Origin of the sequence: Daejeonella lutea (genome assembly GCF_900168015.1) — a bacterium.
Taxonomy (GTDB): domain Bacteria; phylum Bacteroidota; class Bacteroidia; order Sphingobacteriales; family Sphingobacteriaceae; genus Daejeonella; species Daejeonella lutea.
Genome location: NZ_FUYR01000001.1, coordinates 1,894,999 through 1,919,715 on the forward strand (window position 1 = coordinate 1,894,999; position 24,717 = coordinate 1,919,715).

Annotated in this window: 26 protein-coding genes; 11 read left to right on the forward strand and 15 right to left on the reverse strand. The window is 41.4% G+C overall.

All coding sequences use genetic code 11. The features are described from left to right. Window positions 1-6: 6 nt before the first annotated feature. From B5X60_RS08460 to B5X60_RS08470, 3 genes are all read left to right on the forward strand, one after another. On the forward strand, window positions 7-558 hold the full coding sequence (locus tag B5X60_RS08460) for a YfiR family protein (protein WP_079702145.1): 552 nt from the start codon (window positions 7-9) through the stop codon (window positions 556-558). A 6-nt stretch (window positions 559-564) separates the two neighbouring features. Next, a complete protein-coding gene (locus B5X60_RS08465) occupies window positions 565-1,953 on the forward strand; it encodes an ATP-binding protein (RefSeq protein WP_079702146.1) in 1,389 nt (462 codons plus the stop codon). 179 nt (window positions 1,954-2,132) lie between these two features. Further along, a complete protein-coding gene (locus B5X60_RS08470; protein ID WP_079702147.1) occupies window positions 2,133-2,615 on the forward strand; it encodes an ABC transporter ATPase in 483 nt (160 codons plus the stop codon). Between the two features lie 29 nt (window positions 2,616-2,644). Here B5X60_RS08470 and mtgA read toward each other — a convergent pair whose 3' ends face one another. From mtgA to rpsF, 4 genes are all read right to left on the reverse strand, one after another. Next, window positions 2,645-3,364: a monofunctional biosynthetic peptidoglycan transglycosylase gene (mtgA, locus tag B5X60_RS08475; protein WP_079702148.1), complete on the reverse strand. Its 720-nt coding sequence runs from the start codon at window positions 3,362-3,364 to the stop codon at window positions 2,645-2,647. 282 nt (window positions 3,365-3,646) lie between these two features. Then, on the reverse strand, window positions 3,647-4,090 hold the full coding sequence (gene rplI, locus B5X60_RS08480; protein WP_079702149.1) for a 50S ribosomal protein L9: 444 nt from the start codon (window positions 4,088-4,090) through the stop codon (window positions 3,647-3,649). Window positions 4,091-4,105: 15 nt separating this feature from the next. Further along, window positions 4,106-4,369: a 30S ribosomal protein S18 gene (rpsR, locus tag B5X60_RS08485; protein ID WP_079702150.1), complete on the reverse strand. Its 264-nt coding sequence runs from the start codon at window positions 4,367-4,369 to the stop codon at window positions 4,106-4,108. Next, window positions 4,369-4,737 (reverse strand): 30S ribosomal protein S6, encoded by a 369-nt coding sequence (gene rpsF / locus B5X60_RS08490; RefSeq protein WP_079702151.1) that lies wholly within the window; start codon window positions 4,735-4,737, stop codon window positions 4,369-4,371. Before rpsF ends, rpsR begins: the two co-directional genes overlap by 1 nt. Window positions 4,738-5,175: 438 nt before the next feature. Here rpsF and B5X60_RS08495 point away from each other — a divergent pair, with 438 nt between their 5' ends. Next, window positions 5,176-7,029 (forward strand): DNA polymerase III subunit gamma/tau, encoded by a 1,854-nt coding sequence (locus tag B5X60_RS08495; protein ID WP_079702152.1) that lies wholly within the window; start codon window positions 5,176-5,178, stop codon window positions 7,027-7,029. A 141-nt stretch (window positions 7,030-7,170) separates the two neighbouring features. Here the strand turns inward: B5X60_RS08495 and B5X60_RS08500 are convergent, their stop codons facing one another. Beyond that, window positions 7,171-7,593, reverse strand: coding sequence for a hypothetical protein (locus tag B5X60_RS08500; RefSeq protein ID WP_079702153.1), 423 nt, complete (start codon window positions 7,591-7,593; stop codon window positions 7,171-7,173). A 156-nt stretch (window positions 7,594-7,749) separates the two neighbouring features. Here B5X60_RS08500 and B5X60_RS08505 point away from each other — a divergent pair, with 156 nt between their 5' ends. Then, window positions 7,750-8,985, forward strand: a complete 1,236-nt coding sequence (locus B5X60_RS08505; protein ID WP_079702154.1) for an NADP-dependent isocitrate dehydrogenase — start codon at window positions 7,750-7,752, stop codon at window positions 8,983-8,985. 236 nt (window positions 8,986-9,221) lie between these two features. Here B5X60_RS08505 and B5X60_RS08510 read toward each other — a convergent pair whose 3' ends face one another. After that, window positions 9,222-10,769 (reverse strand): serine hydrolase, encoded by a 1,548-nt coding sequence (locus tag B5X60_RS08510; protein WP_079702155.1) that lies wholly within the window; start codon window positions 10,767-10,769, stop codon window positions 9,222-9,224. A gap of 85 nt (window positions 10,770-10,854) precedes the next feature. Here B5X60_RS08510 and B5X60_RS08515 point away from each other — a divergent pair, with 85 nt between their 5' ends. Continuing rightward, a complete protein-coding gene (locus B5X60_RS08515) occupies window positions 10,855-11,697 on the forward strand; it encodes an oxidoreductase (protein WP_079702156.1) in 843 nt (280 codons plus the stop codon). 68 nt (window positions 11,698-11,765) lie between these two features. Here B5X60_RS08515 and B5X60_RS08520 read toward each other — a convergent pair whose 3' ends face one another. Both B5X60_RS08520 and panB read right to left on the reverse strand, forming a co-directional pair. Then, window positions 11,766-12,500: an RluA family pseudouridine synthase gene (locus B5X60_RS08520; RefSeq protein ID WP_079702157.1), complete on the reverse strand. Its 735-nt coding sequence runs from the start codon at window positions 12,498-12,500 to the stop codon at window positions 11,766-11,768. A gap of 15 nt (window positions 12,501-12,515) precedes the next feature. After that, window positions 12,516-13,331 carry a 3-methyl-2-oxobutanoate hydroxymethyltransferase gene (panB, locus tag B5X60_RS08525; RefSeq protein WP_079702158.1) on the reverse strand — a complete coding sequence of 272 codons (816 nt, stop codon included), beginning with the start codon at window positions 13,329-13,331 and terminating at the stop codon, window positions 12,516-12,518. Window positions 13,332-13,558: 227 nt separating this feature from the next. Between panB and carA the strand changes: the two genes are divergently transcribed. The 3 genes from carA (at window position 13,559) to B5X60_RS08540 (ending at window position 16,605) form a co-directional block, all read left to right on the forward strand. Continuing rightward, complete coding sequence (gene carA / locus B5X60_RS08530) at window positions 13,559-14,656, forward strand: glutamine-hydrolyzing carbamoyl-phosphate synthase small subunit (protein ID WP_079702159.1); 1,098 nt, start codon at window positions 13,559-13,561, stop codon at window positions 14,654-14,656. Window positions 14,657-14,807: 151 nt separating this feature from the next. Next, window positions 14,808-16,103 (forward strand): phosphopyruvate hydratase, encoded by a 1,296-nt coding sequence (eno, locus tag B5X60_RS08535; RefSeq protein ID WP_079702160.1) that lies wholly within the window; start codon window positions 14,808-14,810, stop codon window positions 16,101-16,103. Between the two features lie 181 nt (window positions 16,104-16,284). Continuing rightward, window positions 16,285-16,605 (forward strand): FtsB family cell division protein, encoded by a 321-nt coding sequence (locus tag B5X60_RS08540; protein WP_317043745.1) that lies wholly within the window; start codon window positions 16,285-16,287, stop codon window positions 16,603-16,605. A 158-nt stretch (window positions 16,606-16,763) separates the two neighbouring features. Here B5X60_RS08540 and B5X60_RS18265 read toward each other — a convergent pair whose 3' ends face one another. From B5X60_RS18265 to fabG, 7 genes are all read right to left on the reverse strand, one after another. Continuing rightward, on the reverse strand, window positions 16,764-16,940 hold the full coding sequence (locus tag B5X60_RS18265) for a hypothetical protein (protein WP_170878410.1): 177 nt from the start codon (window positions 16,938-16,940) through the stop codon (window positions 16,764-16,766). Between the two features lie 168 nt (window positions 16,941-17,108). Further along, complete coding sequence (locus tag B5X60_RS08550) at window positions 17,109-17,369, reverse strand: hypothetical protein (protein WP_079702163.1); 261 nt, start codon at window positions 17,367-17,369, stop codon at window positions 17,109-17,111. Continuing rightward, window positions 17,356-19,539 (reverse strand): peptidase domain-containing ABC transporter, encoded by a 2,184-nt coding sequence (locus tag B5X60_RS08555; RefSeq protein WP_079702164.1) that lies wholly within the window; start codon window positions 19,537-19,539, stop codon window positions 17,356-17,358. Before B5X60_RS08555 ends, B5X60_RS08550 begins: the two co-directional genes overlap by 14 nt. Before the next feature lie 20 nt (window positions 19,540-19,559). Then, window positions 19,560-20,123: a putative HlyD family type I secretion protein gene (locus B5X60_RS08560; protein ID WP_139377404.1), complete on the reverse strand. Its 564-nt coding sequence runs from the start codon at window positions 20,121-20,123 to the stop codon at window positions 19,560-19,562. 106 nt (window positions 20,124-20,229) lie between these two features. Continuing rightward, window positions 20,230-20,553 (reverse strand): hypothetical protein, encoded by a 324-nt coding sequence (locus B5X60_RS08565; protein ID WP_079702166.1) that lies wholly within the window; start codon window positions 20,551-20,553, stop codon window positions 20,230-20,232. Window positions 20,554-20,570: 17 nt separating this feature from the next. Continuing rightward, window positions 20,571-22,658 carry a BatA domain-containing protein gene (locus B5X60_RS08570; RefSeq protein WP_079702167.1) on the reverse strand — a complete coding sequence of 696 codons (2,088 nt, stop codon included), beginning with the start codon at window positions 22,656-22,658 and terminating at the stop codon, window positions 20,571-20,573. A 158-nt stretch (window positions 22,659-22,816) separates the two neighbouring features. Then, complete coding sequence (gene fabG / locus B5X60_RS08575; protein WP_079702168.1) at window positions 22,817-23,560, reverse strand: 3-oxoacyl-[acyl-carrier-protein] reductase; 744 nt, start codon at window positions 23,558-23,560, stop codon at window positions 22,817-22,819. A 75-nt stretch (window positions 23,561-23,635) separates the two neighbouring features. Here fabG and B5X60_RS08580 point away from each other — a divergent pair, with 75 nt between their 5' ends. Together B5X60_RS08580 and B5X60_RS08585 are read left to right on the forward strand one after the other, a co-directional pair. Further along, window positions 23,636-24,313, forward strand: a complete 678-nt coding sequence (locus tag B5X60_RS08580; protein ID WP_079702169.1) for a class I SAM-dependent methyltransferase — start codon at window positions 23,636-23,638, stop codon at window positions 24,311-24,313. 60 nt (window positions 24,314-24,373) lie between these two features. Continuing rightward, a complete protein-coding gene (locus B5X60_RS08585) occupies window positions 24,374-24,703 on the forward strand; it encodes a hypothetical protein (protein ID WP_079702170.1) in 330 nt (109 codons plus the stop codon). Window positions 24,704-24,717: the final 14 nt, after the last annotated feature.

Consider the following 24,717-nt stretch of genomic DNA (forward strand, 5'->3'; position numbering starts at 1 on the left):
AAATTGATGAGGATTAAACAATTCATATTCATATTTCTGACATCAATTCTGGTGCTGAGCAATTATGCGTTCCAGGTTAGGCAGCCTCAGGGTCAGGAGTATAATTTGAAAGCAGCCTTTCTATACCGCTTCCTGGATTATGTCGAGTGGAATAACAACAGCTCGTGGAATAACACAACCGAAGATCCTTTAAGAATTGCCATCCTTGGTGAGTCTGGTCTTTATGGCCCCCTGATGGAAATCAGCAGGGATAAAAAAGCCGGAACAAGAACAATCAGGGTCCGACAAATCAATAGTGTAAGTGAAATCGGATCAAGCCAGGTGATCTTTGTCTCGAGGAATTATAAGTATGGGATTGACGCTGTGCTTAACCGGATGCTCGATAAGCCCGCATTAATCATTAGTGAGCAGAAAGGCGACGTAGAAAAGGGAAGCCATATAAATTTCCTGATCGCCGATAATAAGTTAAAGTTTGAGGTTAATCTGAAAACAGCTGCACGATCAGGAATCAAGATCGGGTCACAGTTGCTGCAGCATGCTACATTAATTAAAAAATAAAATTTAATGATTGGTCTACGCGATTTTTCAATAAAGAATAAACTGGTGTTAATGCAGGTACTCACCTGCGTACTGGTTTTGGGTTTATGTTTCGCGGCATTTGTGATCACCGACATTAATGGATATAAAGGCAGAAAGGTAGCCAGTACCATTTCCTTTGCGCAGGTTATCGGAAGCAACAGCATTTCCGCTATCCAGTTTCTGGATAACGAAGCTGCCGAGAAAACGCTGTTTGACCTTCAGGAGGTTGAGACAGACGTGGTTAACGCAAGTATTGTTGATAGCAGGGGGAAAATTTTTGCAGCGTATACCCGGCCAAATCAAACGACTCACGTCTTTAAGCCTCCGTTCAGGAATAGACATTGGTTTGATGATCAATATCTGTATGTATATAAAAATATTGTCGACCAGCAGGGTCAAATATTCGGTACGGTTTGCCTGCAGGTAGAACTTTCACAGCTTGAAGCAATCAAAAAACAAAAATTCGAAATTGCATTTGTACTTCTATTCGTTGGTATCGCCCTTGCATTCCTGATCGCATACCTTAATCAGCGTTATATTTCGGCACCCATTCTTAATCTCGTAAATGTGATGAAACAGATCCGGGAAAATAGTGATTACAGCCGCCATGTTGATGTAATTGGAAAAGACGAAATAAGTATCCTCTCTTCCGAGTTTAACAATTTGATGGATGAAGTAGCCAATAGTCATCGGAAAAAAGATGAGTTTATCGGGATAGCAAGTCATGAACTCAAAACACCCCTTACCAGCGTGAAGCTATACCTTGACGCCCTGTCTAAAATGAAGCATGAGCCCCTGGTTCACACCTTTATACTAAAATCAAAGGACGGTGTAAAAAAACTGCATAACCTTATCCTTGACCTGCTTGACGTATCGAAGATTGAGTCCGGACAGCTTCAGCTCAATCATAAAGATCTGTCCATAGACGATCTTATTGACGAATGTATTCAGGATGCGCAAATGAACATTGTTAATCATACGATCCTAAGAGAAGGTACAAAATGCGATAAAATTATCCACGGAGACAGAGACAGGCTGGAGCAAGTTCTAATAAACCTCTTATCCAATGCCGCAAAATACTCACCCAACGGCACAAGCATCGCAGTAAAAACCGTCACATCAGACAATGATATTACGGTATCAGTTACCGATAGTGGAATTGGAATTGCAGGGTCGGAACATAAGAAGATCTTCGGAAGGTTTTACAGGGCGAAAGATAGCAACTCGGTTATTTCAGGATTTGGACTGGGTTTATACATCTGTTCTCAGATTATAAAGAGACATAAGGGTAAAATTGGAGTAGACAGCCAGGAAGGGAAGGGTTCAACATTTTATTTTACCCTGCCTTTAAACGGAGAACAGAAGTTGAGTTGAGAATAGAGAATAGAGAGTGGCAAAGGTTTTTAGAACCATCATACTCTTCACCAGCAAGCCGAAAAATTCTGAGGTCTGAGATCTGACTGGTTGGAGATACATCAAATATGGAGGGTCGGCAATCCATCAGACATCTGTCCGCCGACATCCGACTTCAGCTTTTATTCGTATTTTTGTACATGAATATTTCAGAAAATTCACGCATTTGGATCTATCAGGCCAATCGGATTCTAAGTTCTGAGGAGGAACAAAAAATTCAGCAAAAGCTTAATGACTTCACATCCCAATGGCAGGCACATGGCCATGACCTGGCTGCACATGGAGAGATTCGCCATCATCAGTTTATTATTTTATCGGTAGATGAACAGGTTGCCGGCGCTACTGGTTGTTCGATAGATAAATCCGTTTACCTGATGAAAGAAATAGAGCAGGAATTTGACCTTGATCTTTTCGACCGTTTCAGGATTGCTTACCGCCAGGGAGCTGAAGTGGTAAATTGCAGTCGCGAGGAGTTTGAGGAACTCTTAAACCAAGGTACGCTTAGCCGGGATTCTATCGTTTTTAACAATATGATATCTACACGGAAAGACCTCAATAATTTGTGGGAAGTCGCCATCAAAGACAGCTGGCATGCTCAAGTTTTTGCAGACAAAATCGCCTGATCCTTTTAGCAGAACCTTCAAAAAATGATTTAAAAAGGCAGCTTACCTAACCTGTTCATATTACGTAAAATAAGACGTTGTTTGCGATAAATATATGAGGTTGGTTTAGCCGGAGACCATCTCCGAGGATTGGGAAATACTGCTACTAATAGTGCAGCCTGTTGTTTAGTCATACTTACTGCAGATTTGTGGTAGTAATTCCAGGATGCAGCTTCAGCCCCATAAAGTCCATCACCTGTTTCAATCACATTTAAATAAACTTCAAGGATACGCTCCTTACTCCATAAAAGTTCTATCAGGCCAGTAAAATAACCTTCAAAAGCTTTGCGGATATACGAACGTCCAGGCCATAAAAAAACATTCTTTGCCGTCTGCTGGCTGATTGTGCTTGCACCGATCACACGCTTACTTTTCTGATTTTTCTCAAAGGCATTTTCCATGGCTTTAAAATCAAAGCCCCAATGCTTCAGAAAATTCACGTCCTCACCGGCGATAGCTGCTTTCTTTAAATTATCTGATAGATCTTCAAACCGAATCCATTCTTTCTCGATCTTCCATTTCTTTCCTGCAGCCTTTTGTTCAATACCACGCTGTAACATAAGGAAAGTAATCGGAGGATTGATGAACTTCAAGGCAAGCACCCAGAAAAATGTAATCCCGATAAACCAGAGAATGACTTTTCCGAGAATTCGGCCGTACTTTTTTAGTTTGGATTGGGGAGCGGGTCTGGTGGATCTTCGTTTTGCCATTTTGGCTGGTTGTTAGTTGTTCGTGATGATTGCCAGGCTTATATGAGAGGCATTTTCAAATGTCTTTATTGTTAAATATCCGGATAGGCAAGTTACGATAAGCTGCGATTCCTGAAAATAAAAAATGCCTTCTGAAATTAATCAGAAAGCATTTTATTTATTGAATATCTATTATGTTTTACCAGTGTACCGATGAAAATTACCAGGCTGGTTGGATAACAATTAGCTCGTTAGCCTTGACGTCATTTACCTGTTAACAGGTAAATGACATCTGGCAACTCACTACTCTGCTACTACCTCAAACGGAACCTTCACCTTCACTTCTTTGTGTAGATTCAAGTTTGCGATGTATTCACCAACAAACTTAGGCTCAGTTTCAAATGTTATGCGTCTGCGGTCTACATCAAATCCTTCTTTCTTCAAAGCATCAGCAATTTGAATGGTATTCACTGATCCGAAGATCTTACCACTCTCACCAGCTTTCGCGCCGATAGACAATTTAACACCTTCAAGCTTGCCTGCAATTGCATCAGCATCTTTCTTGATCTTATCTTGTTTAAAAGCAGCTTGCTTGAGGTTTTCAGCTAATACTTTCTTTGCTGATCCTGTAGCCAATGTTGCATAACCCTTTGGTATAAGGAAGTTACGACCGTATCCTGGCTTTACATTTACAACATCATCTTTCTCTCCGAGATTCTTGATGTCTTGTTTTAAAATTAGTTCCATGTCGCTTATCTCCCTCTATTTTAATGAATCAGTAACATAAGGTAATAACCCGATATGACGTGCACGCTTTACAGCTTGTGCAACTTTACGCTGGAACTTCAATGACGTACCCGTTAAACGGCGAGGTAAAACTTTACCCTGGTCATTTACAAACTTCAATAAGAAGTTAGCATCCTTGTAATCGATATACTTAATTCCGTTCTTTCTGAAGCGGCAGTATTTCTTACGGCTCTCGTCAACTTTTGGAGCGGTAACGTATTGGATTGTATCTTTTGCCATTATCTCGCTACCTCCTCAGTTTTAGATTCCTTGGGTTTGTTGAAAGCACCGCTGCGTTTTTTCTCACTGAAAGCAAGAGCGTGCTTGTCAAGCGCGACAGTTAAGAAACGCATGATACGTTCGTCACGTTTGTATTCAACCTCAAGTTTGTTAATAAACTCACCCGGAGCTTTGAATGTAGTTAGGTGATAGTATCCTGTTGTTTTCTTTTGAATCGGATACGCTAGTTTTTTCAAACCCCAATTGTCTTCATGGACAATTTCGGCTCCGTTATCAGTCATTAGCTTGCCAAATTTGGTTAACACCTCTTTCGCAGCTTCTTCAGATAACAACGGGGTCAGAATGATCACTGTTTCGTACTGTTGCATTGTTGCTGTTTGTTTTTTAATTATTAATCGCCACGGAACCTGCTAAACAGGATTCAAAGCGGGATGCAAAAATAGGTATAATTTTCTATTTATCAAACGGTTTTAGAAAATGTTAACGAAGGAAGTGCTCTGCCAAGTTGGTCTTAGTTTAGCAGAAGAGTAATTTGGACTTATGAAGAGGAGAAGTTTACATTGTGTTCCTTTTAACAATAAACACAATAAAGCCTATAGTGAATTTCAGATACTTATTAAATGTTTTCATCGCCCATCGCTAGTTCTACAAAGATGAATTTAAGGCTCCACATGAGCCATACCCGAAAACGGGTATTTTAGTTAACAGCCATCACACGGGAAATGTTTTCAAATTTCTGCCGACAGTTAATAAAAAACTGAATCTAAGTTTGGTTTAACCCGTTGCACTTTCTAATTTAGGACCCGATGGATAACTTCATAGTTTCAGCAAGAAAGTATCGGCCGCTCACCTTCCAAACCGTTGTAGGTCAGCAGCATATAACGGGAACGCTGAAAAATGCCATCAAAAATAATCAGCTGGCCCAGGCCTTTCTTTTCTGCGGGCCGCGTGGTGTGGGGAAGACAACTTGCGCCAGGATCCTAGCGAAAACAATAAATTGCCAGAATCTGAGCCCTGAAGCGGAGGCTTGCGGCATTTGTGATTCATGCGTTTCCTTTCAGAACGGAAATTCGTTTAATATCCATGAACTGGATGCCGCATCCAACAATTCCGTGGATGATATCCGCAGTCTGATTGAGCAGGTAAGAATACCGCCACAGGCAGGAAAGTATAAGATCTATATAATAGACGAGGTACATATGCTGTCGCAGGCAGCATTCAATGCATTTTTGAAAACACTCGAAGAACCTCCTTCATATGCGATTTTCATCCTTGCGACCACCGAAAAGCATAAAATATTACCAACGATACTTTCCAGATGCCAGATCTTCGACTTTAACCGGATCAAAGTGGAGGATATGGCTTTGCATCTTCAGGAGATTGCCGTTAAAGAAGGTGTAAGTTACGATCAGGATGGCCTGCATCTTATTGCCCAGAAAGCCGACGGGGGCCTGAGGGATGCTTTATCTATGTTCGACCAAATCGTTAGCTTTTCGAATAAAAATGTCAATTACAAGGCTGTAATTGAAAACCTGAATATTCTTGACTACGATTACTATTTTAAACTAACAGACTCCATATTATCAGAAAACGTTCCCGGTTGCCTTTTAATTTTTGATGAGATACTCAGCCATGGCTTTGACGGGAATCATTTTATTACGGGACTAGCCTCTCACTTTCGAAATCTGCTAGTTTCAAAAGACGCATCCACATTGAAACTTTTAGAGGTGAGCGAAGGAATACGTCAGAAATATGGGCTGCAATCAGCTGCTTCAACTGCTTCTTTCCTGATATCAGCCCTAAACATTACCAATCAATGTGATCTTAATTACAAGACCAGCAAGAACCAACGCCTGCAGGTTGAACTTGCATTAATTAAGCTCTGCCATCTACCCTCCATACTAAATCTTTCTAACGCACAGCCTGCCCCTTCTGAAAATCAGGAAGTAAAAAAAAAACTTGAGCCACTAGTAAAAGGTCCGCTTCCTGCTGCTGACGAGGTGAACTCATCTTTAACTTCGGAAGTTATGACTGTCCCGGTAGAACCGGTATTGAAAAAGTCCCACGTATCGGTCACACCGGAAGAGACACCTTTAACCCCTGATCCGGTTCTGGAAAAGCCGAAACCCGTGGAATTGGAGGCTGAAGGTCAGGACAAAAAAGTTAAAATCAATATTCCAAAACCATCATTATCTGGCGGCGCATCCCTTATTCCAAATCTGAACGACCTTGAAGCAAGTTATTCAAAAAAAGAGGAGTTAAAGCCTGAGTATGTTAGCGGAGAAAGCCGGAATGATTTTGACTCTGACACACTTTTAAAGTATTGGAACCAATATGCGTCGAGAATAAAACAGGACGGAAAGATTAATATTTTCACGATCATGACTTCGAACCCTCCTACTCTACTTGAAAATTTTGTGATCGAACTGATCATTGAAAACAAAGTTCAGGAAGAGCTGCTGATAAATGAAAAGGTAGATCTGCTTAATTTCCTGAGAACCGAACTAAAGAATTTCGGAATCGAGCTGACTACCAGGCATGTAGAGAATAATACCAAAAAGCGTTTGTATACTTCTTCAGAGAAGTACAATCATATGGTTGAAAAGAACCCTAGTTTGGAGGAGTTTAGGAGAAGGTTTAACCTTGACATCGATTATTGAGGTCCGAGTCGAAGGTCAGAGGTCTGAGCTGGGCGGAAATGAACATCGGAGTGTCTAGGAATGCAAATGTGTATTCGTATTATAAGGCATCCTCCTGTCTTAACATATCCTTCTCTGACTTCTGACCTCAGACTTCCGACTTTAGATCCGGTCGTTCTTCGGATAACCCTCTTCATCCAAATCGTCTCTGTCATCTTCCGGAGTTCTTGAAAGTTGCTCATCAATTGGCAGCACTTCAACAATATTCCCATTATCGATGTGCATTCCCAGCTCATCAAGGTCGGTTTCAAGGCTCAGGTTTTTATCGTATTCATTCACTGCAGTAGGGTTCGCTTCATCAAAATCGGAATCGGCATCACCTCCATTTTCAACTGCAGTGTCGTATGGATCGGGGTGGATGTAATCCGGATCCTCGCTTTTTACGTCAATTTCATAACTGTTTTTCTCTTCATCAAATGCAAGATCATCGATGTTCACTTCCATATTCAGGTCATCTTTTAATGCCTGGTCTCTATCGGTCTTATCCGGAAGAAGCTCTTCTCCGGGTTTTTGTCTGCGTTCCATAAGTTCAATTTGTTTCTACTATTGAAACGTGAGCACATACATTTAGTTTTTAAAATAATCGACATTGTTAGCATTAAAAATACGTACGGGGGCTTTTAGCGTCAACCCAAAATTCCTATCTTTGTCGAAATTCCAAAAACCCTCATTATTAAGTATATGTCAATACAAAAAATTAAAGTTGCAAATCCGGTAGTAGAATTAGACGGTGATGAAATGACCAGAATTATCTGGAAGTTTATTAAAGACAAATTGATCACTCCATATCTTGATCTGGATATTAAATATTTTGATCTCGGGATGGAATACCGTGATGAAACTAATGATCAGGTTACTATCGATGCAGCGAATGCCATAAAACAATATGGGGTAGGTATCAAATGTGCTACCATCACACCTGACGAGCAGCGTGTTGAGGAATTCGGGCTAAAGCAAATGTGGAAATCACCTAACGGAACTATCCGTAACATCCTTGATGGTACTGTTTTCCGTGAACCGATCGTTATGAAAAACGTGCCACGTCTGGTTCCAAATTGGACTGCCCCGATCTGCATCGGTCGTCATGCTTTTGGAGACCAGTACCGTGCAACAGATTTTCTGACAAAAGGAAAAGGAAAATTAACGGTAACCTTTACGCCGGAAGATGGTGGCGAGGCGCAATCATTTGAAGTATATAACTTTAAAGGTGACGGTGTTGCACTAACGATGTACAATACAGATGAAAGTATCTACGGATTTGCTCGCGCATGCTTTAACCAGTCGCTTTCAAAAGGATGGCCTTTATACTTGTCGACAAAAAACACCATTCTAAAAAAATACGATGGAAGGTTCAAAGATATCTTTGAGGAAGTTTACCAGAAAGAGTTCAAAGCCAGATTTGACGAAGCAGGTATCACTTACGAGCACCGTTTGATCGATGACATGGTTGCATCAGCTTTAAAATGGAATGGAAACTTCGTCTGGGCTTGTAAAAATTATGACGGTGACGTGCAGTCTGACACAGTAGCACAAGGTTTTGGTTCACTCGGATTAATGACTTCTGTATTAGTTACCCCGGATGGTGGAACTATGGAAGCTGAAGCGGCTCATGGAACAGTAACACGCCACTATCGCGATCACCAGGCTGGCAAGCCAACATCAACAAATCCAATAGCATCTATTTTTGCTTGGACGAGAGGACTTGAATTCCGCGGCAAGCTTGATAATAACCAGGCATTGATCGACTTCTGCCAGGCGCTTGAAGAAGTGTGTATTGAAACGGTAGAAAGCGGCAAGATGACGAAAGATCTTGCAGTTTGTATTCACGGCAATAAAGTGAATCATGGTGAGCATTACCTGTACACAGAGGAGTTCTTGGCTGCGATTGACGAGAATCTTCAGTCGAGACTGAAATAAGTTATACGTTTTACGTTTCTAAACGCTGCAAATGGTGTACGGAAAATAATTAAAAAGAAAAAGGCTGTTTCGAAAGATGCAGCCTTTTTACGTTAAATATGAAACGTTATATGATATAAGTTTCTAAGCGTTGTGCTATCGGGATAACAGCATATTACGCACGTTCTATTGTACCATATAAATTAGTAACGCTGTGCATAGGCGATGGCCAGGTAAAACATACAACGTATAACGGACTACTTCCTCTTAAAGTCCAAATCCTGAAAATCATAACTAAAATCCGTCAACGGAGAGATCGGATTCATCTTAATACCCGACGGCTTTCCTTCATAATCCAGTGAAAACATAATGAAGGCGTCGGCATCTAAACTCCGGTCGGTCCACCTGGCGAGGAATGTATTGCCTTTGTAGAAAGACATCTCGCCGGAAATTCTCGACGAGCGCTTCGATGCGAAAAATAACTTCCCATTTTTGAGGCTGATTTCGACATCTCCAAACCAGACGTCGTTGTATATACCTGTAAATTGTTCGAGGTTTGCCGGTGGTGTGGCTGCGGCCGCCACTTTCCATGCCTCAGAGGTTACCTTATCGGCATCGCCCAGATTCGATTGCATCCTGTCCGCATTTTCCTGCACCCGATCTTTACCTTTGATCCCGAAATAACTGTCTTTTATTTGGTTGGTGATCGAGCTGAATGCTGCACCAATTTGCTGATTAGTCAATACGATAATCCCCAAATTAAGTTCGGGAATCAAAGTCACCTGTGTCACCATACCAGCTACGAAGCCAGTGTGACTAGCTTGCTTATAACCCATTACGTCACTAAGATTCCATCCCAATCCATATGCGTTGAAGTGAGTGTTATAGATCCCAGGTGAACGTACAGGAATAATTGTTTGAGGAGTCCACATCTCCTCGTGGACATTTTCAGAAAACAGTTGCTTTCCGCCGCCATATTTGCCATGAGCCAATTGCATGATCACCCACTTACTAAGCTCGCTAACGCTTGAATTGATACCCCCGGCAGAGTTCCCAAATTCAAAACGATCGCGGGCTATAACTTTTACCTTTCCATCTACCACAGCATGCGCTCCAATCACATTTGACTTATCTTTTAGCCTGTTAAATGAAGACGCACTTTTCATCATCCCGAGCGGACGCATGATCCGTTGTTCTGCAAATTCCTCCCACGGCATGCCTGACACCCGTGCGACAACTTCACCGGCCACCATATATAGTAAATTGTCGTAGTCATACTTTGTTCGAAATCCTGATACCGGCTTCAAATACCTGAGGTTATGTATAATGTCCTTCATAGTAAAACTATTTTGACCCGGCCAGAACATGAGATCACCTGCACCCAGACCCAGACCGCTACGATGGGTGAGCAAATCCCGTATCGTAAATTCCTCAGTTACGTAAGCATTGTACATCCTGAATTCTGGAATGAAGTCAATCACCCGATCATCCCATTTGAGTTTTCCTTCATCAACCAGAATCCCAAGTGTAGCCGCAGTGAAAGCTTTACTATTTGAGGCGATCCCAAACAATGTATTATCATCTACTTTTTCAGGCGATCCCAGGGTACGCACTCCATATCCTTTAGAATGAATCAGCTTCCCATCTTTTACGATGCCTACAGCAATACCCGGCACATCAAATGTTTTTAAGGTGCGTTCGACTAAGAGATCAACCTCAGACGATGTGATTGCCTGAGCGATGGCTGTTGAGCCAGTCAGGGAAATCAAAATCAATAAAATGGTAAAATGGTAGCTTAGCTTCATGGTTCGATATTTTGCTGGTTGAGTCAGAATCCTAAAATACTTCAAAGTTTTGAATCATTACAGGTAATATTGGTAAATTGCATATATGATAACATCTTCCAGAATATGGTTAATTACGGGAGTTTCAGGCGGCCTGGGACGTGCCCTGGCTCTTGAAGCAGCTCGTAATGGAGACATTGTTTTCGGCACGCTCAGGCAAGAGGGCCAGGTGGATGAATTCAGCGACCTCGTACATGGCAAAACGTTCGGGATTCAGCTGGATGTGAACAATCATACTGACATCGGACCAGTTTTAACGCATATTATTGATCAGTTTGGCCGTATCGATGTGCTGGTAAACAATGCCGGCTACGGCCTTTTTGGAGCGGCTGAAGAGGTTAGTATGCAGGAGGCGCGAGAACAAATGGAAACTAATTTTTTCGGAGCTTTGGCCCTTACCCAGGCTGTTCTCCCAATAATGAGAAGCCAAAGATCCGGGCATATCCTGCAAGTCTCATCAATTGCCGGTTTAAGTTCCAACCCCGGCCTGGGAATCTATAATGCGAGTAAATTTGCCCTCGAGGGTTTTACTGAAGCCCTTTACATGGAAACCAAAGACCTGAATATAAAAGTAACTTTGATCGAACCTGGTCCATTCAGGACGGACTGGGCAGGATCGTCATCCGTTAGATCCGTTAAGGTAATACCTGATTACGATTCAACTGCCGGAGAGCGAATCCGGGCAATAAACGGAATGAGCGGCAAGCAGCCCGGAGATCCTGTTAAAGCTGCAAAAGCTATCCTTAAAATTGTAAACAGCGAGAATCCTCCCCTCAGGTTAGCGTTAGGAAAAATTGCTATTGACGTGATCAGAAAGAAGATAAACCTTCTTGAAAGAGAACTGAATGAATGGGAGAAGCTGAGTGCGAATACGGGGTTTGAGGAGTAAACTGAGGTCGGATGAGAGAAGTCGGAGGTTTGAGGTCTGAGACTAAACGGTATAAGAAATGCAGGAGGTTAACCGAAAACTTCAAATCGCTCCCAGAATCCGTCCTGTGGTAGAGCAGCAAAGATATTTACCGGCTCCTGTTTTACGGGGTGTATAAATTGAAGACGGCGGGCATGCAGGCAAATACTCTTTTTAAGACTGCCCCGCGGATAACCATACTTATTATCGCCAACTATTGGACAATTCAGCGTAGAGAGCTGTACACGGATCTGATGTGGCCGTCCGGTTATCGGGTCAACTTCTATCAGGTAATAACCACCTAGCTCTCCGATAAGCTTGTAATTTAGCTCGGCACGCTGGCTTCCCGGGACCTCTTTATCGTAAGCCTTAGTAACATTTTTTTGAGGGTTCTTCACAAGCCAATGAACGAGGTTACCCTGTTCCACTGCGGGCCTGTTCCTGACAACCGCCCAATACGTCTTATGCATATCCCTGTTCTTAAACATTTTATTGATACGGTCCAGAGCTTTGCTGGTCTTTGCGAAGAGGATAACGCCGCTCACTGGTCGATCAAGCCTGTGTACAACCCCAAGAAATGCTCCGTTAGGCTTATTATATTTCTTGGCGATATAGCGCTTCACCTTCTCGTCCAGTGATTCGTCGCCGGTATCGTCTACCTGAACAATATCTCCCGCGCGCTTATTCACAGCGATCAAATGGTTATCCTCAAATAAAATATCCTCGTCGGTAATATCTGCAACCTGAGCCGGAAATTTAGCCTTTTTGTAATCAGAATTATTCATATCAAACTATCTAGCTCAATATTGCTCCGACTCATTTGGAAATGAGCCTGATTTCACATCTTTCACATAACTCCCAACGGCACCGTTAATCTCATCGAAAAGATTTAAATACTGTCTCAGGAATCTTGGCTTAAAGCCTTTGTTCAACCCAAGCATATCATGAACAACCAGAACCTGGCCGTCGCAGTGCGGCCCTGCGCCAATACCTATTGTTGGTATTTTGACGCTTTTGGTTACCTCATCAGCAAGTTTAGCCGGAATCTTTTCTAGCACCACAGAAAAGCAACCAGCTTCCTGAAGAACAACTATGTCACTTTTCAATTTCTCAGCTTCTGCCTCCTCCTTTGCCCTCACCGTGTAAGTTCCAAATTTGTAAATGGACTGCGGAGTTAGACCAAGGTGCCCCATGACCGGTATTCCTGCAGTTATTATTCTATCGATTGACTCACGAACCTCTATTCCCCCTTCCAGCTTGACGGCGTGTGCCCCCGATTCTTTCATAATCCGGATAGCTGAGTTTAAAGCCTCTTTTGAGTTACCCTGGTAAGAACCGAATGGCAGATCAACGACAACCAAGGCCCTTTTAACGGCTCTCACCACGGAGGCAGCATGATAGATCATCTGATCCAGTGTAATAGGCAATGTCGTTTCATGGCCGGCCATTACATTTGACGCTGAATCACCAACAAGAATTACGTCGATACCCCCCTCATCGACAATCGTAGCCATCGAATAGTCATAGGATGTAAGCATAGCGATTTTTTCGCCTTTTTGCTTCATACCAAGAATAGTATTTGTGGTGATACGCTTGACCTCGCTGTGAACTGACATTTGCCTGAGTTTAGTTAATCCTGATCAAAGTTAGGATTAAAGAAACAATTATAACTGACGAACTTCATTTGATATAAAAACCCTTATTTAGGCTTTCGCAATTCCTAATAAATTCATACTTTTGTCCTTTGTGATAAATGAAGTAATAAACTTCCTTCCATATAGTCAGAATTCACTCGAGCTGGCTTTTTATTTCCCCGATTTTCTTAATTCTTCAATTAAAATCAATGAATAATTACATCAAATTACCAGCAGTATTACTTTTGGAAGATGGAACAGTTTACCATGGAAAAGCTGCAGGAAAAATTGGTACCACTACTGGTGAGATTTGTTTTAACACAGGCATGACCGGATATCAGGAGATCTTTACCGATCCTTCGTATTTCGGCCAGATCATGGTTACAACCAACGCCCATATTGGAAATTACGGAATACATAATGATGAAATAGAATCAGGTGATATAAAGATCGCTGGCCTGGTTTGCAAGAATTTCAATATTACATACAGTCGTAAGATGTCGGACACTTCTATTCAGGATTATTTTCAGGATGAGAATATTGTCGGGATATCGGATGTTGACACGCGGTCTTTGGTACGTCATATCAGGGATAAAGGAGCCATGAATGCCATCATTTCTTCAGAGATTCTTGATATCGACATATTAAAAGAAAAGCTTGCTGCTGTCCCTTCAATGGATGGGTTGGAACTTTCGTCGCAGGTATCAACAAAAGAGCCCTACGAATATGGCGACCCGAATGCAAGTTATAAAGTAGCCGTTCTTGACCTGGGTGTTAAGAAAAACATTCTAAGAAGTTTCGATAATCGTGGTGTTTTTGCAAAAGTGTTTCCTGCGAAGACAAGTTTTGCCGAAATGGAGAAATTCCAGCCGAACGGATATTTTATCTCGAACGGGCCCGGCGATCCTGCTGCAATGCCGTATGCTATCGACACTGTCAAAGAAATCCTGGCTGCCGATAAACCACTTTTCGGAATTTGCCTGGGGCATCAGCTTCTTGCACTCGCGAATGACATCGGCACTATGAAAATGTTTAATGGTCACCGTGGTCTAAACCATCCGGTAAAAAATGTGATTATCAACCATTGTGAGGTTACTTCTCAAAATCATGGTTTTGGTGTTATACAGGAAGATGTTAGAAAATCGGATAAGGTCGAGATAACTCACATTAATCTCAATGATCAGTCCATAGAAGGAATCAGGGTAAAAGGCAAGAAAGCTTTCTCGGTGCAGTATCATCCGGAATCTTCACCAGGTCCACACGATTCGCGTTATCTGTTCGATGACTTCGTGGGCATGCTTAAGTAAAACTCGAGGTCTGTAGTCGGAAGTCTGATGCCGGACTGGAGCATAAGTATTCAGACTCCAATTCAAAGAAAAATAGTATTTTTGAGATACACAGTATAATAGTGTAACCACTACACTAAGTTTAATATTCTTCATACATTAAAAAACAATCATGAGTTTAATTATCGACGTACACGCAAGACAAATTCTGGATTCCCGTGGAAATCCCACTATCGAAGTAGATGTAATTACCGAAAACGGAATTATTGGCCGCGCAGCTGTTCCATCAGGAGCTTCTACAGGTATACACGAGGCAGTTGAACTTCGCGATGGTGATAAGGCAGTGTACTTAGGTAAAGGCGTATTGAAAGCTGTTGCTAACGTAAATGAGAAAATCGCTCCGGAGCTGAACGGTATAGACGTTTTTGAACAAAACAGCATCGATACTCTGCTGATCAAATTAGATGGCACAGAAAATAAGGGGAATCTGGGGGCAAATGCAATCCTGGGGGTTTCACTGGCTGTGGCAAAAGCCGCTGCACAGGAAAGCCGTCAGCCATTGTACCGCTACATCGGAGGTGTTAATGCCAATACCTTGCCTATACCGATGATGAACATCATAAACGGTGGTTCACATTCAGATGCTCCGATAGCATTCCAGGAATTTATGATTATGCCAGCTGGCGCGTCTTCATTCTCTGAAGCATTACGCTGGGGCACTGAAGTATTCCATACACTGAAGAAAATCCTGCACGACAGGGGACTGTCAACAGCTGTTGGCGATGAAGGTGGATTTGCACCGAAGTTTGATGGAACGGAAGACGGGGTTGAAACAATCCTGCAAGCAATTGAAAAAGCCGGGTACAAAGCAGGTAAAGACATTTTCTTAGCTTTTGACTGTGCTGCCTCTGAATTCTACAAAGACGGTAAATACGATTACACCAAATTCGAAGGTGAAAAAGGAGCAATCCGGACGAGTGCAGAGCAAGTTGAATATCTTGCAGAATTAGCATCAAAATACCCGATCATTTCAATCGAAGATGGTATGGCTGAAGATGATTGGGATGGATGGAAATTATTAACTGATAAGATCGGCTCGAAAGTGCAGCTTGTTGGTGATGATCTTTTTGTCACGAATGTTAAACGTCTTCAACAAGGTATAGACACACATACTGGAAACTCAATACTTGTTAAAGTAAACCAGATAGGTTCGCTTACTGAAACGATAAACGCTGTAAGCCTCGCACAAAATAACGGCTATACCTCTGTGATGAGTCACCGTTCTGGCGAAACAGAAGATTACACAATTGCCGATCTTGCAGTTGCGTTAAATTGCGGTCAGATTAAAACCGGGTCAGCTTCACGTTCAGACAGGATTGCAAAATACAATCAACTGTTACGCATTGAAGAAGAACTTGGCTCGAATGCCCGTTTTATCGGAAAAGATTTCAAGTATCTTAAGAAATAAAGAGGAAGTCGGAAGCCGGAGGTCTGATGAACTTCCGGCTTCCATACTATCATATTCCCGAAGCAGTCCGGCTTCGTAAGAGAATTGGCACTACACTCCACTCATACTGCCTTTTGTTGATAAGTTGATAAAAACCTAAATTCTCCACTATACCTTATACCGGCAGAATTCTATATTTGTTATGATGACAAGGGCTTTCAATCTAATTAAGAATAAATACCTGATCGCTGGGATAGCTTTCCTTACGTGGATGTTATTCTTTGACCGAAATGACCTGATGTCGCAATATGAATACCGCCAGCAACTGAACAAGCTGGAAGCTGAAAAAGAATTCTACACGACCGAATCCGAAAAGACAGTAAAAGACCTTACGGAACTTACTACAGACCGCAGTAAACTTGAAAAATTCGCCCGTGAAAAGTATCTGATGAAGAAAGAGAACGAGGATGTGTTTGTGATCATCAAGGAAGAGGCGAAAAAAGAAAAAAGCTCTTTTTTCTAAATAACAGCCTATCTTCTTCTGTACTTTATAATTCCAGAATAACAGAGATTCTCCGGATCCGCATCTTTGTATCTTGCCCCTGCAACGTACCAATTAGGATAAACCCTTAATAAAACGGGAATTGAATTGGGAGTATTCTTTATACTCCCAATTAATTATTATTTAGATGCAGGGCACGAACAATCACACGAATTGCCCAAACTATCTGCAACATACCTGTAGGTTTTGCCAATCGCATGTCCCAGATAATACCAAAGGCTCTCACCCCCATTAATTTTCCTTTGTTCACAAACGTCCAGCTCTGTTAATCCGTCAATGTTTTTTAATGTTTTCATAGCATTATAATTTGTAAAATCACCTACTCTATTCAGGCTTTTCGGTTTCGGCCTTTTGCTGCACAGCATTATCGCGATTACCAAAGAAAGTAAGGCACAGTATAAAAAACTTGGAGTGGTCCGTTTTCCTTGCCGGATGTGTATTAGTATTTAGTTTCCGGTATAATCTCAATCGATAGATTCTTCCGCCGACAATGGCCGGAAATTCAGAGTGATATTCATGAGGAAAGGCTGAGTATAATAATATGTGCGGAATTCCCTTGAGTACTCGATCGGTGCTTCTTTAACCTTTAACTCTTCCAGCAGCTTGAATACCATTGAGGTGGACAAATCAAGCCGTCTGGCTAATTCCTGTGGCGTACCGGTCCTACGAAATTTGATCAGTTCATGAAGACGGTTGATCCTTTCAATTTGTTCAATGAATTTCATAATTTGAGGATGAAATATCCTGAGGCAAGTTCGCAGCCCATAGTGAATAATATTCTGATCTGCGCGCGAGCAGCTCTGAATGTGAACCTTGTTCTGCCACGCGTCCATTTTTAAGTACTATAATCTTATCTGCCCTTTGGATGGAACTAAGTCTATGTGCAATAACAATGACAGTTTTCCGAAAGGACAAGAAAGTATTTAGTGTGTCGAGCACAAGCTGCTCCGACCTGGGATCAAGCGATGAAGTCGCTTCGTCTAGTATTAAGATCTCAGGATCTCTATATAGCGCTCGTGCAATGGCCAGGCGTTGCCTGAAACCACCAGACAGGGTTACCCCATTCTCCCCTATACTAGTTTGGAAACCGTCAGGAAGATTTTCTATTAAATCTAAAAGCCCCAGCTGTCTGCAGATGAATAAAACTCTTTCCATTTCAATGTCTTCGTCTCCGATTGCAATATTGCTAATTACACTCCCTGAAAAAAGCTCGGTAATCTGCGGTACCACAGCAATGATCTTCCTTAGAGAACTATTAGTAATGTATTTAATCGAATGTTCTCCGAAAAAAATATTCCCGGCGTTAATTGGATATATCTTCTGCAGAAGAGATACCAATGATGATTTTCCACAGCCACTTTCACCAACGACAGCGGTCAGCTGATTCAAAGGAATTTCCAGTTCCAGGTCTGTAAATATATTCTCCCGTGTTCCATAGCGAAAAGAAAGTTTATTAAACCTGATATTACCAAGGTTGGAATTACTTAGCACAATTTTATTGTCAACCTTTTCGGTCTCTCGATCGAGATCCATAATTTCAAATAACCTGTCTGATGCAATCATCGCATCCTGTACCACCCTGTTCATGCCAATCAGCAACGACACCGGTGCAGTGAAGTAATTCAATAAAGCATAAAACGATAACAATTCCCCAGCAGTAATTTGTTCTTGAAGGACAAAGTTTGAACCAAGCCATAACAGAATAATAACGAATAGTTGGGATGTAAAATCGGTAGATGCTCCTGAAAACAGGGAGTTTAGTCCCGATCGGTATACAGATTTCAATAAAACTATGAACTTTCTTTCCGTTTTGTCATTTGCATGATGCTCGAGTCCAAAACGCTTTATTGTACCGATGGTATTCAGGCTCTCAAGTAATTGGGATTCAAGTGCAGCACTATCTTCCATTAATTTGCGCTGCCCACGTTTGTTTAACTTATTAGTGATAAAATAGATCAGGCTATATGCAGGAACGGCTAATAACATAACGAGGGCCAGCTTCCAATAATATGTGAACATTAATGCCAGTGAAGAAATCAGCATACAGGCACCGACTAAAAGATTAACGGATACGTCATTAATAAACAAGCGGATCTTCACCGCATCATTTAACCTCGACATGATCTCGCCGACACGCATTGTGTCAAAAAATTGCTGAGGTAGCTTTAACAAGTGTTTATAATAACCAAGTATCAGCCGTGTATCTATTAGTTGGCCCGTCCTGAGAATGAAAATATTTTTCAGCATATTTATAAGAACGCGCAGTACCAGGACCAGGAACATTGCAATCACCAAGAAATTGAGTAGTTTAAAATCTCTGCCAGTAATGACGTGGTCCACAATCTTCTGAATAAAAATTGCGGTTGAGAGGCCAAGAATTGTGTAAATCAAAGAGCCAAAAAGTGCCTGGAAAATTATGTCCTTATGTGGTTTAATGAGCATCCAAAATCTTGTAAAATGATCAGAATTACCATCTGCGGGACAAAAATCTACAGCAGGAGCCAATAGCATTAATACACCTGTCCATTCTTTTTTAAAATCTTGATGGCATACCTCATGAATTTCACCATCCGCAGGGTCCATAACTACCACTGCGCTTTTAGTGACCTTACTGATCACCAAGTAATGATGTAAAGAATCATTAATTATCATATGAGCTATTGCCGGCAACGGTATATTGAATAGACTATCAAATGTCCCTTTTACACCCTTGGCCTCAAACTTGAAATATTCAGCGGCTTCAATCAGTCCCCTGAGACTTGTTCCCTGCCTATCGGTACCAGCCAATTGCCGTACCCGTGCTACCGGCACATGAAGCTTATGGAATCTGGCTACAGAAACCAAACAAGCTGCTCCACAATCCATTCCGTCGCGCTGTTTAACTTTTATATCCATGCTATTCAGTGACGTGTTAATTAAGGTGCATTTGTTTCTGCCCACAATACCATCCCACTTTGGCGCGCTATCCTGAATTCAGCGGTGAATGTCATCCCTTTCTTTAATAGCACCCGTTTGCCATTATACTGAAGATGGGTTTTATCCACACGGCAGTAAACTGTAAAGAGAGGTGATTGACCAGGCTTTAGAATAATATCTTCGGAAATCATGGTAACCTGGCCACTGAGCGCTCCCCAATCTTCATGGTCAAAACCATCCATCAGTATACGTACTTCCTGACCGACCTTAATCAAATCAATGTCGGATGGCTTGGCATAACAAATTGCAGCAAGCTCATTATAACCAGGATTACGGGGATTTATAGTTTGTAATTGTCCTTTATCATGATGGGAGTCATTTTCATAAATAACTCCGCTACTTGTTACCGTTGTCGGAATGCCTGCAATTGTCAGGCATGTGAGAGAAATAATGACAGCAAAGATTGCCAACAAATATATTATTCGGCTCTTCCTGCCAACTCTATATTCGTGAACGATAGAAAGTGGGAGGTCACCGTCGGCAAATGGCATCAATACTGGCATATTTCTGTTAATATGCCTAAATGTATTACCAGATTATAGGGGAAAGATACAAGTAAATCGGAATGTTATTTAACGGCAGTACCAGCCAAAGAAACGGTCAGATCATTTAGTCAAGCCGCTCCAGCTGATTCAGAAGATCATCCAGGCCATCATCAATTTTTAAGACTTTCTTTCTCACTTGCTCATAAAATGCATCAAGACCTTGGGTATTTTCGAAATAACCGCCTTCTTCAAGCAGACCGATCTTTTCATTATGATGATTAAACAACTCAAATGATACGGTGCCTACGCTTTTTCCAATGTAGATTTTAAAATCACTCACCGATGTATAAAAAGTACTTCCATCCGCTTCCTCTTTCCAAAGGATCTTATCTTCGCGGGTTAACTCTTTTACTTTTTTAAATATTGAATGTGTCTTTTTCTCTTCCATAGCTACTTACACAAAATTTAAACCTCGCCGTTTCGTTTTCGGGAGAACCATTCAACGCTAAGAAGGGTGAGAATAATAAAGAATACTAATTTCAAATTAATTGGCTCTTCATATTTACGGTCTTCATAAGAAACGGTTTTAACATTTTCATTGGCTTTAATCAACCTCGCGAGATCCATCAGCTGTGAAGGGAAAACCATTTTACCGCCGCTTTGCTGGGCAAGAGTGTATAATAACTGATGATTTGCTCTGGTCTGCTTAAATTCCGCCTGCTGCTGAGTAATTACAAATTGACCTGCTGCAGTATACTTATCTTTTCCTAGTTCAGTGCGTGCATTGTAACCGTATTCACCCGCCGGCAGAACTCCGGCGTCCAGATTGTAAGCATTCGTTGTACGGGAGAAAACAAATGAATAACTCTTACCGGACCGGCTGCTTAGCGATATATTGACATCTGGGGTATTAACGAGTTCAAAGGCGTTATTATAGAGTTCGGCATTGAGGATTACATGTTCATTCTCGTCAAACGCATTCTTCGACGAATAAACGCGGAATTTTCTTTTGTCATCGCGTGTTGACAGGTATTGGACCGTTTTACCGACTAACTCGTCGATTGCTTCATGATTTCCACTTTCTTGAAAATCTTCAAGCCTCCACCTCCAAATACCCTCACCAGCTAAAACCGCCATTTTGCGCTGATTTTCCTCACCGAAAACGAGGAGCGGCATCTTGGTAACAACCTTACCTATCTGCTGGCTCATCATGATATTTCCTGGTCCTTTTAATCCGTAATTTCCAAACGGACTAATTAGAGGTGCAAAATTGCGGATCCGTTGTTTATTTGCATCAGTGAGGGTAAACGAGTAGAAGTCTGGTTCAAAACTTGCCACCACCTCCTGTGTATTCCCGGTTGAAGTTATCCCCAAGAGTGGTTGAGATGTGGAAAATGCTGCCACATTGCTTTGCGCGCCCAGTATATACAGCACGGGTTTTTTCCCTACCATTTTAATAATGTCCTGAGCATTTGCGCTTACAGAGGGCAATTGATGCAGGATTACCAAACCAGCTTCGTCAATATCCGTTTTGGAAACCTCAGATGCAAAAGCTGTTTTAACAGAATAATTCTTATTGATCTCTACTGATTGCTTGACTGCTGCAATGTCGGGATGAGGGGAATTGGCAAGGATGAGGACCTTCTGACGTCCGTCAATAACTTCAACAAAAATAGTCTGGCTATTATTTCTTATTGATAGTTCATTTGAGATCGCCCCAAGCCGTATATTATATTGCTGTATCCCTTTTGTTTTTGCGAGCAGCGTAACTGGAACAGTCAGACGAAATTCGTTCGAATTAACTGCAATGGGTCTTGAAAAGACCACACCTCCTTTGTCAGATACGGTTAGTAGACTTGAACTTCCCTGAGATTGATATCCTTCAACCGTGATTTCCACCTGAAACTGATTATCCAGATAAGTGATATTGTTATAATTAACATTTGAAATCAGCAGATCCCGTTTTGCAATTGTATCACCCATCGCCACGGTATATATTGATGATTTTACATTCCTGGCTTCGTACTCCGGATTCTGGCCGCGGTTATAAATCCCGTCACTTCCAATGATCAATGCTCCGATATTACGATTCGAAAACTGATCTTCTATAAGCTTAAATACCGATGAAATATCCGTGACAGGTCCGTTGAATTTAACGTCAAGGCCGTTCTTAACACTTGAACCAAAGTTAAATGACCGCACATCATAATCCTGCGAAAGCTCTGATTCGAGTTTCTTTAAACTGGCGACATACAACTTATCATTAAAATCCTTATTTTTTGATACCAGTATCGAAGCCGAATTATCCTGGGCTATTATAATCAGGGGTTTTTCTATGCTGGTATTTACATTTTTGACAAGTGGGGCAAAAAGTAAAAACGCTATAATAGTTATCGCCAGGGTTCTTAGTGCGAATAATAAATTACGGACTGGCTTTTTGAGGTGAGAAGATGAGTTATATAACAGCACTGCATAACCAATGCCTAATGCCAGGCAGCCCAAAAGCCATAAAAAAGAAGTGGAGGTGAATTGAAGCTGAAGTAACAATGGCATAATTATAAAAATATGCCTTTTTTCCGTAAAGCCTTATTCTCTTTATAAACTTTAACTAAAAGACTCTCTAATCTATTGGAAAATGAGGATATGCCAAGCAACGATTTGCTTACCTCTCGCAAAATTTGATGCTTAAACCTAAGCAATCACTTGAAATTTTATAACATGCCTCCGTCCACAGGAATAACCTGACCAGTTATATATCCAGCCATATCCGATCCAAGAAAAACACATAGGTTTGCCACGTCATCGGTTTCTCCAGCTCGTTTCAGCGGAATTGCCTGAGCCCATCCTTCAACAACTTTCGGATCAAGAACCTCGGTCATTTCAGTGCGAATAAATCCGGGAGCGACCACATTTGAACGAATATTTCTGGAACCTAGTTCTTTCGCTACAGATTTTGAAAAACCAATAATTCCAGCTTTAGAGGCAGCATAGTTAGCCTGACCTGCATTACCCTGAACACCAACAACCGAACTCATATTTATGAAAACTCCTTTACGGTTTTTCATCATTATTTTCGAGGCCGCTTTGGTGATATTAAACACAGACTTGAGGTTAATATTCAGGACATCGTCCCAATTTTCCTCAGTCATCCGCATAAGTAAGCCATCTTTTGTGATTCCGGCATTATTTACTACAACATCAAGCGAACCAAAATCAGCAACGATATCATTAATCAGTTTTTCTGAATCTGCAAATTTAGATGCATCTGAACGGTAGCCCTTTACTTTTGTACCAAAGCTCTGAAGCTCCTTTTCCAGTGCTTCACCCTGTTCCACAGATGATAAATAGGTGAATGCAACATCAGCACCATGCTCGGCAAATTTTTCTGCGATCTTACGGCCAATACCTTTAGATGCTCCGGTTACTAGTGCGATCTTTCCTTCAAGTAGTTTCATAGTCTGGATTTAGAACTGTGAAATTAGGATTTTTCCGAAAAAAACCTGCAATTTTATAGTAGAACGTTTTTTATCATGATCAGAGTCGAAGAGTTTTATGACCAATTAAGCAGCAAGTATTCTGAGCTGATAATAAAATGCGTCCCGCGTTATCCCGAGCTGATGGATAATATGTTCAGATACCTGCCGTCAGACTTTCAGCCTAAGCGCATCCTTGACCTTGGCTGCGGAACCGGCAACCTTACGGAGCTTATGCTCAAAACATTCCCCGAAGCTGAGATCGACGCTCTTGATATTTCAGAAAATATCCTGAAAGAAAGCCGTAAACGTTTTTCCCAAATTCCTAATATCCGATACATACAAGCAGATTTTAAAAGCCTGCATCTTGCCCCGGGATCGTACGATCTTGTGATGTCAACTATAGCTATTCATCACATTGAAGATTATCATAAAAGCAAATTGTATAAAGAAGTTTACCAGGCGCTAACTGATAAAGGGATTTTTATTTTCGCCGACCAAACAAGGGGTATAACGGATGAAATTTATCATAAAAATATATCAAGCTGGAAAAACGAAGCTTTCAAATTAGGCTCAACACAGGAGAACTGGGATATGTGGATGAAACATCAGGATGCACATGACTTTCATACCCCAGTCCCGTGGCACCTGCAAGAACTTGCAAATGCAGGTTTTACAGAAACTGACTTGCTCTGGAAATACCTATTGTGGGCAGTAATTTGGGCAAGAAAGTAAAATTCAGAAAACATTCAGAACAAATTAAGGGCCTATTGGTTAGGAAGTAAATTATTTCATATGACCACAGCAAAGATCATCCGGCATCGCCATAAATATCACCATTATATGAATGACGATCTTAAAGATGTTCGCGAAGAAACATTTTTCAAGATCGTATTTTCAGATCCCAGTGAATTTGAGCTTTTCAGGAAATGGTGCGTTGATAACAAAGGTGAATATGATTACGATAAAGATCAGAGTTGCCAAAGAGGTTCACTTCCCCAACTTGAAATATTTAAAGATGAGATCTGTTGGTGCGATATTATGACCTATTACCTAGTGCACGTAGCCGGGTTTGAGTTCCATTCTGTTATAGAACCATACAAGGGTGAGGTTTACGTGAAGTAAGTTTTAATACAGAA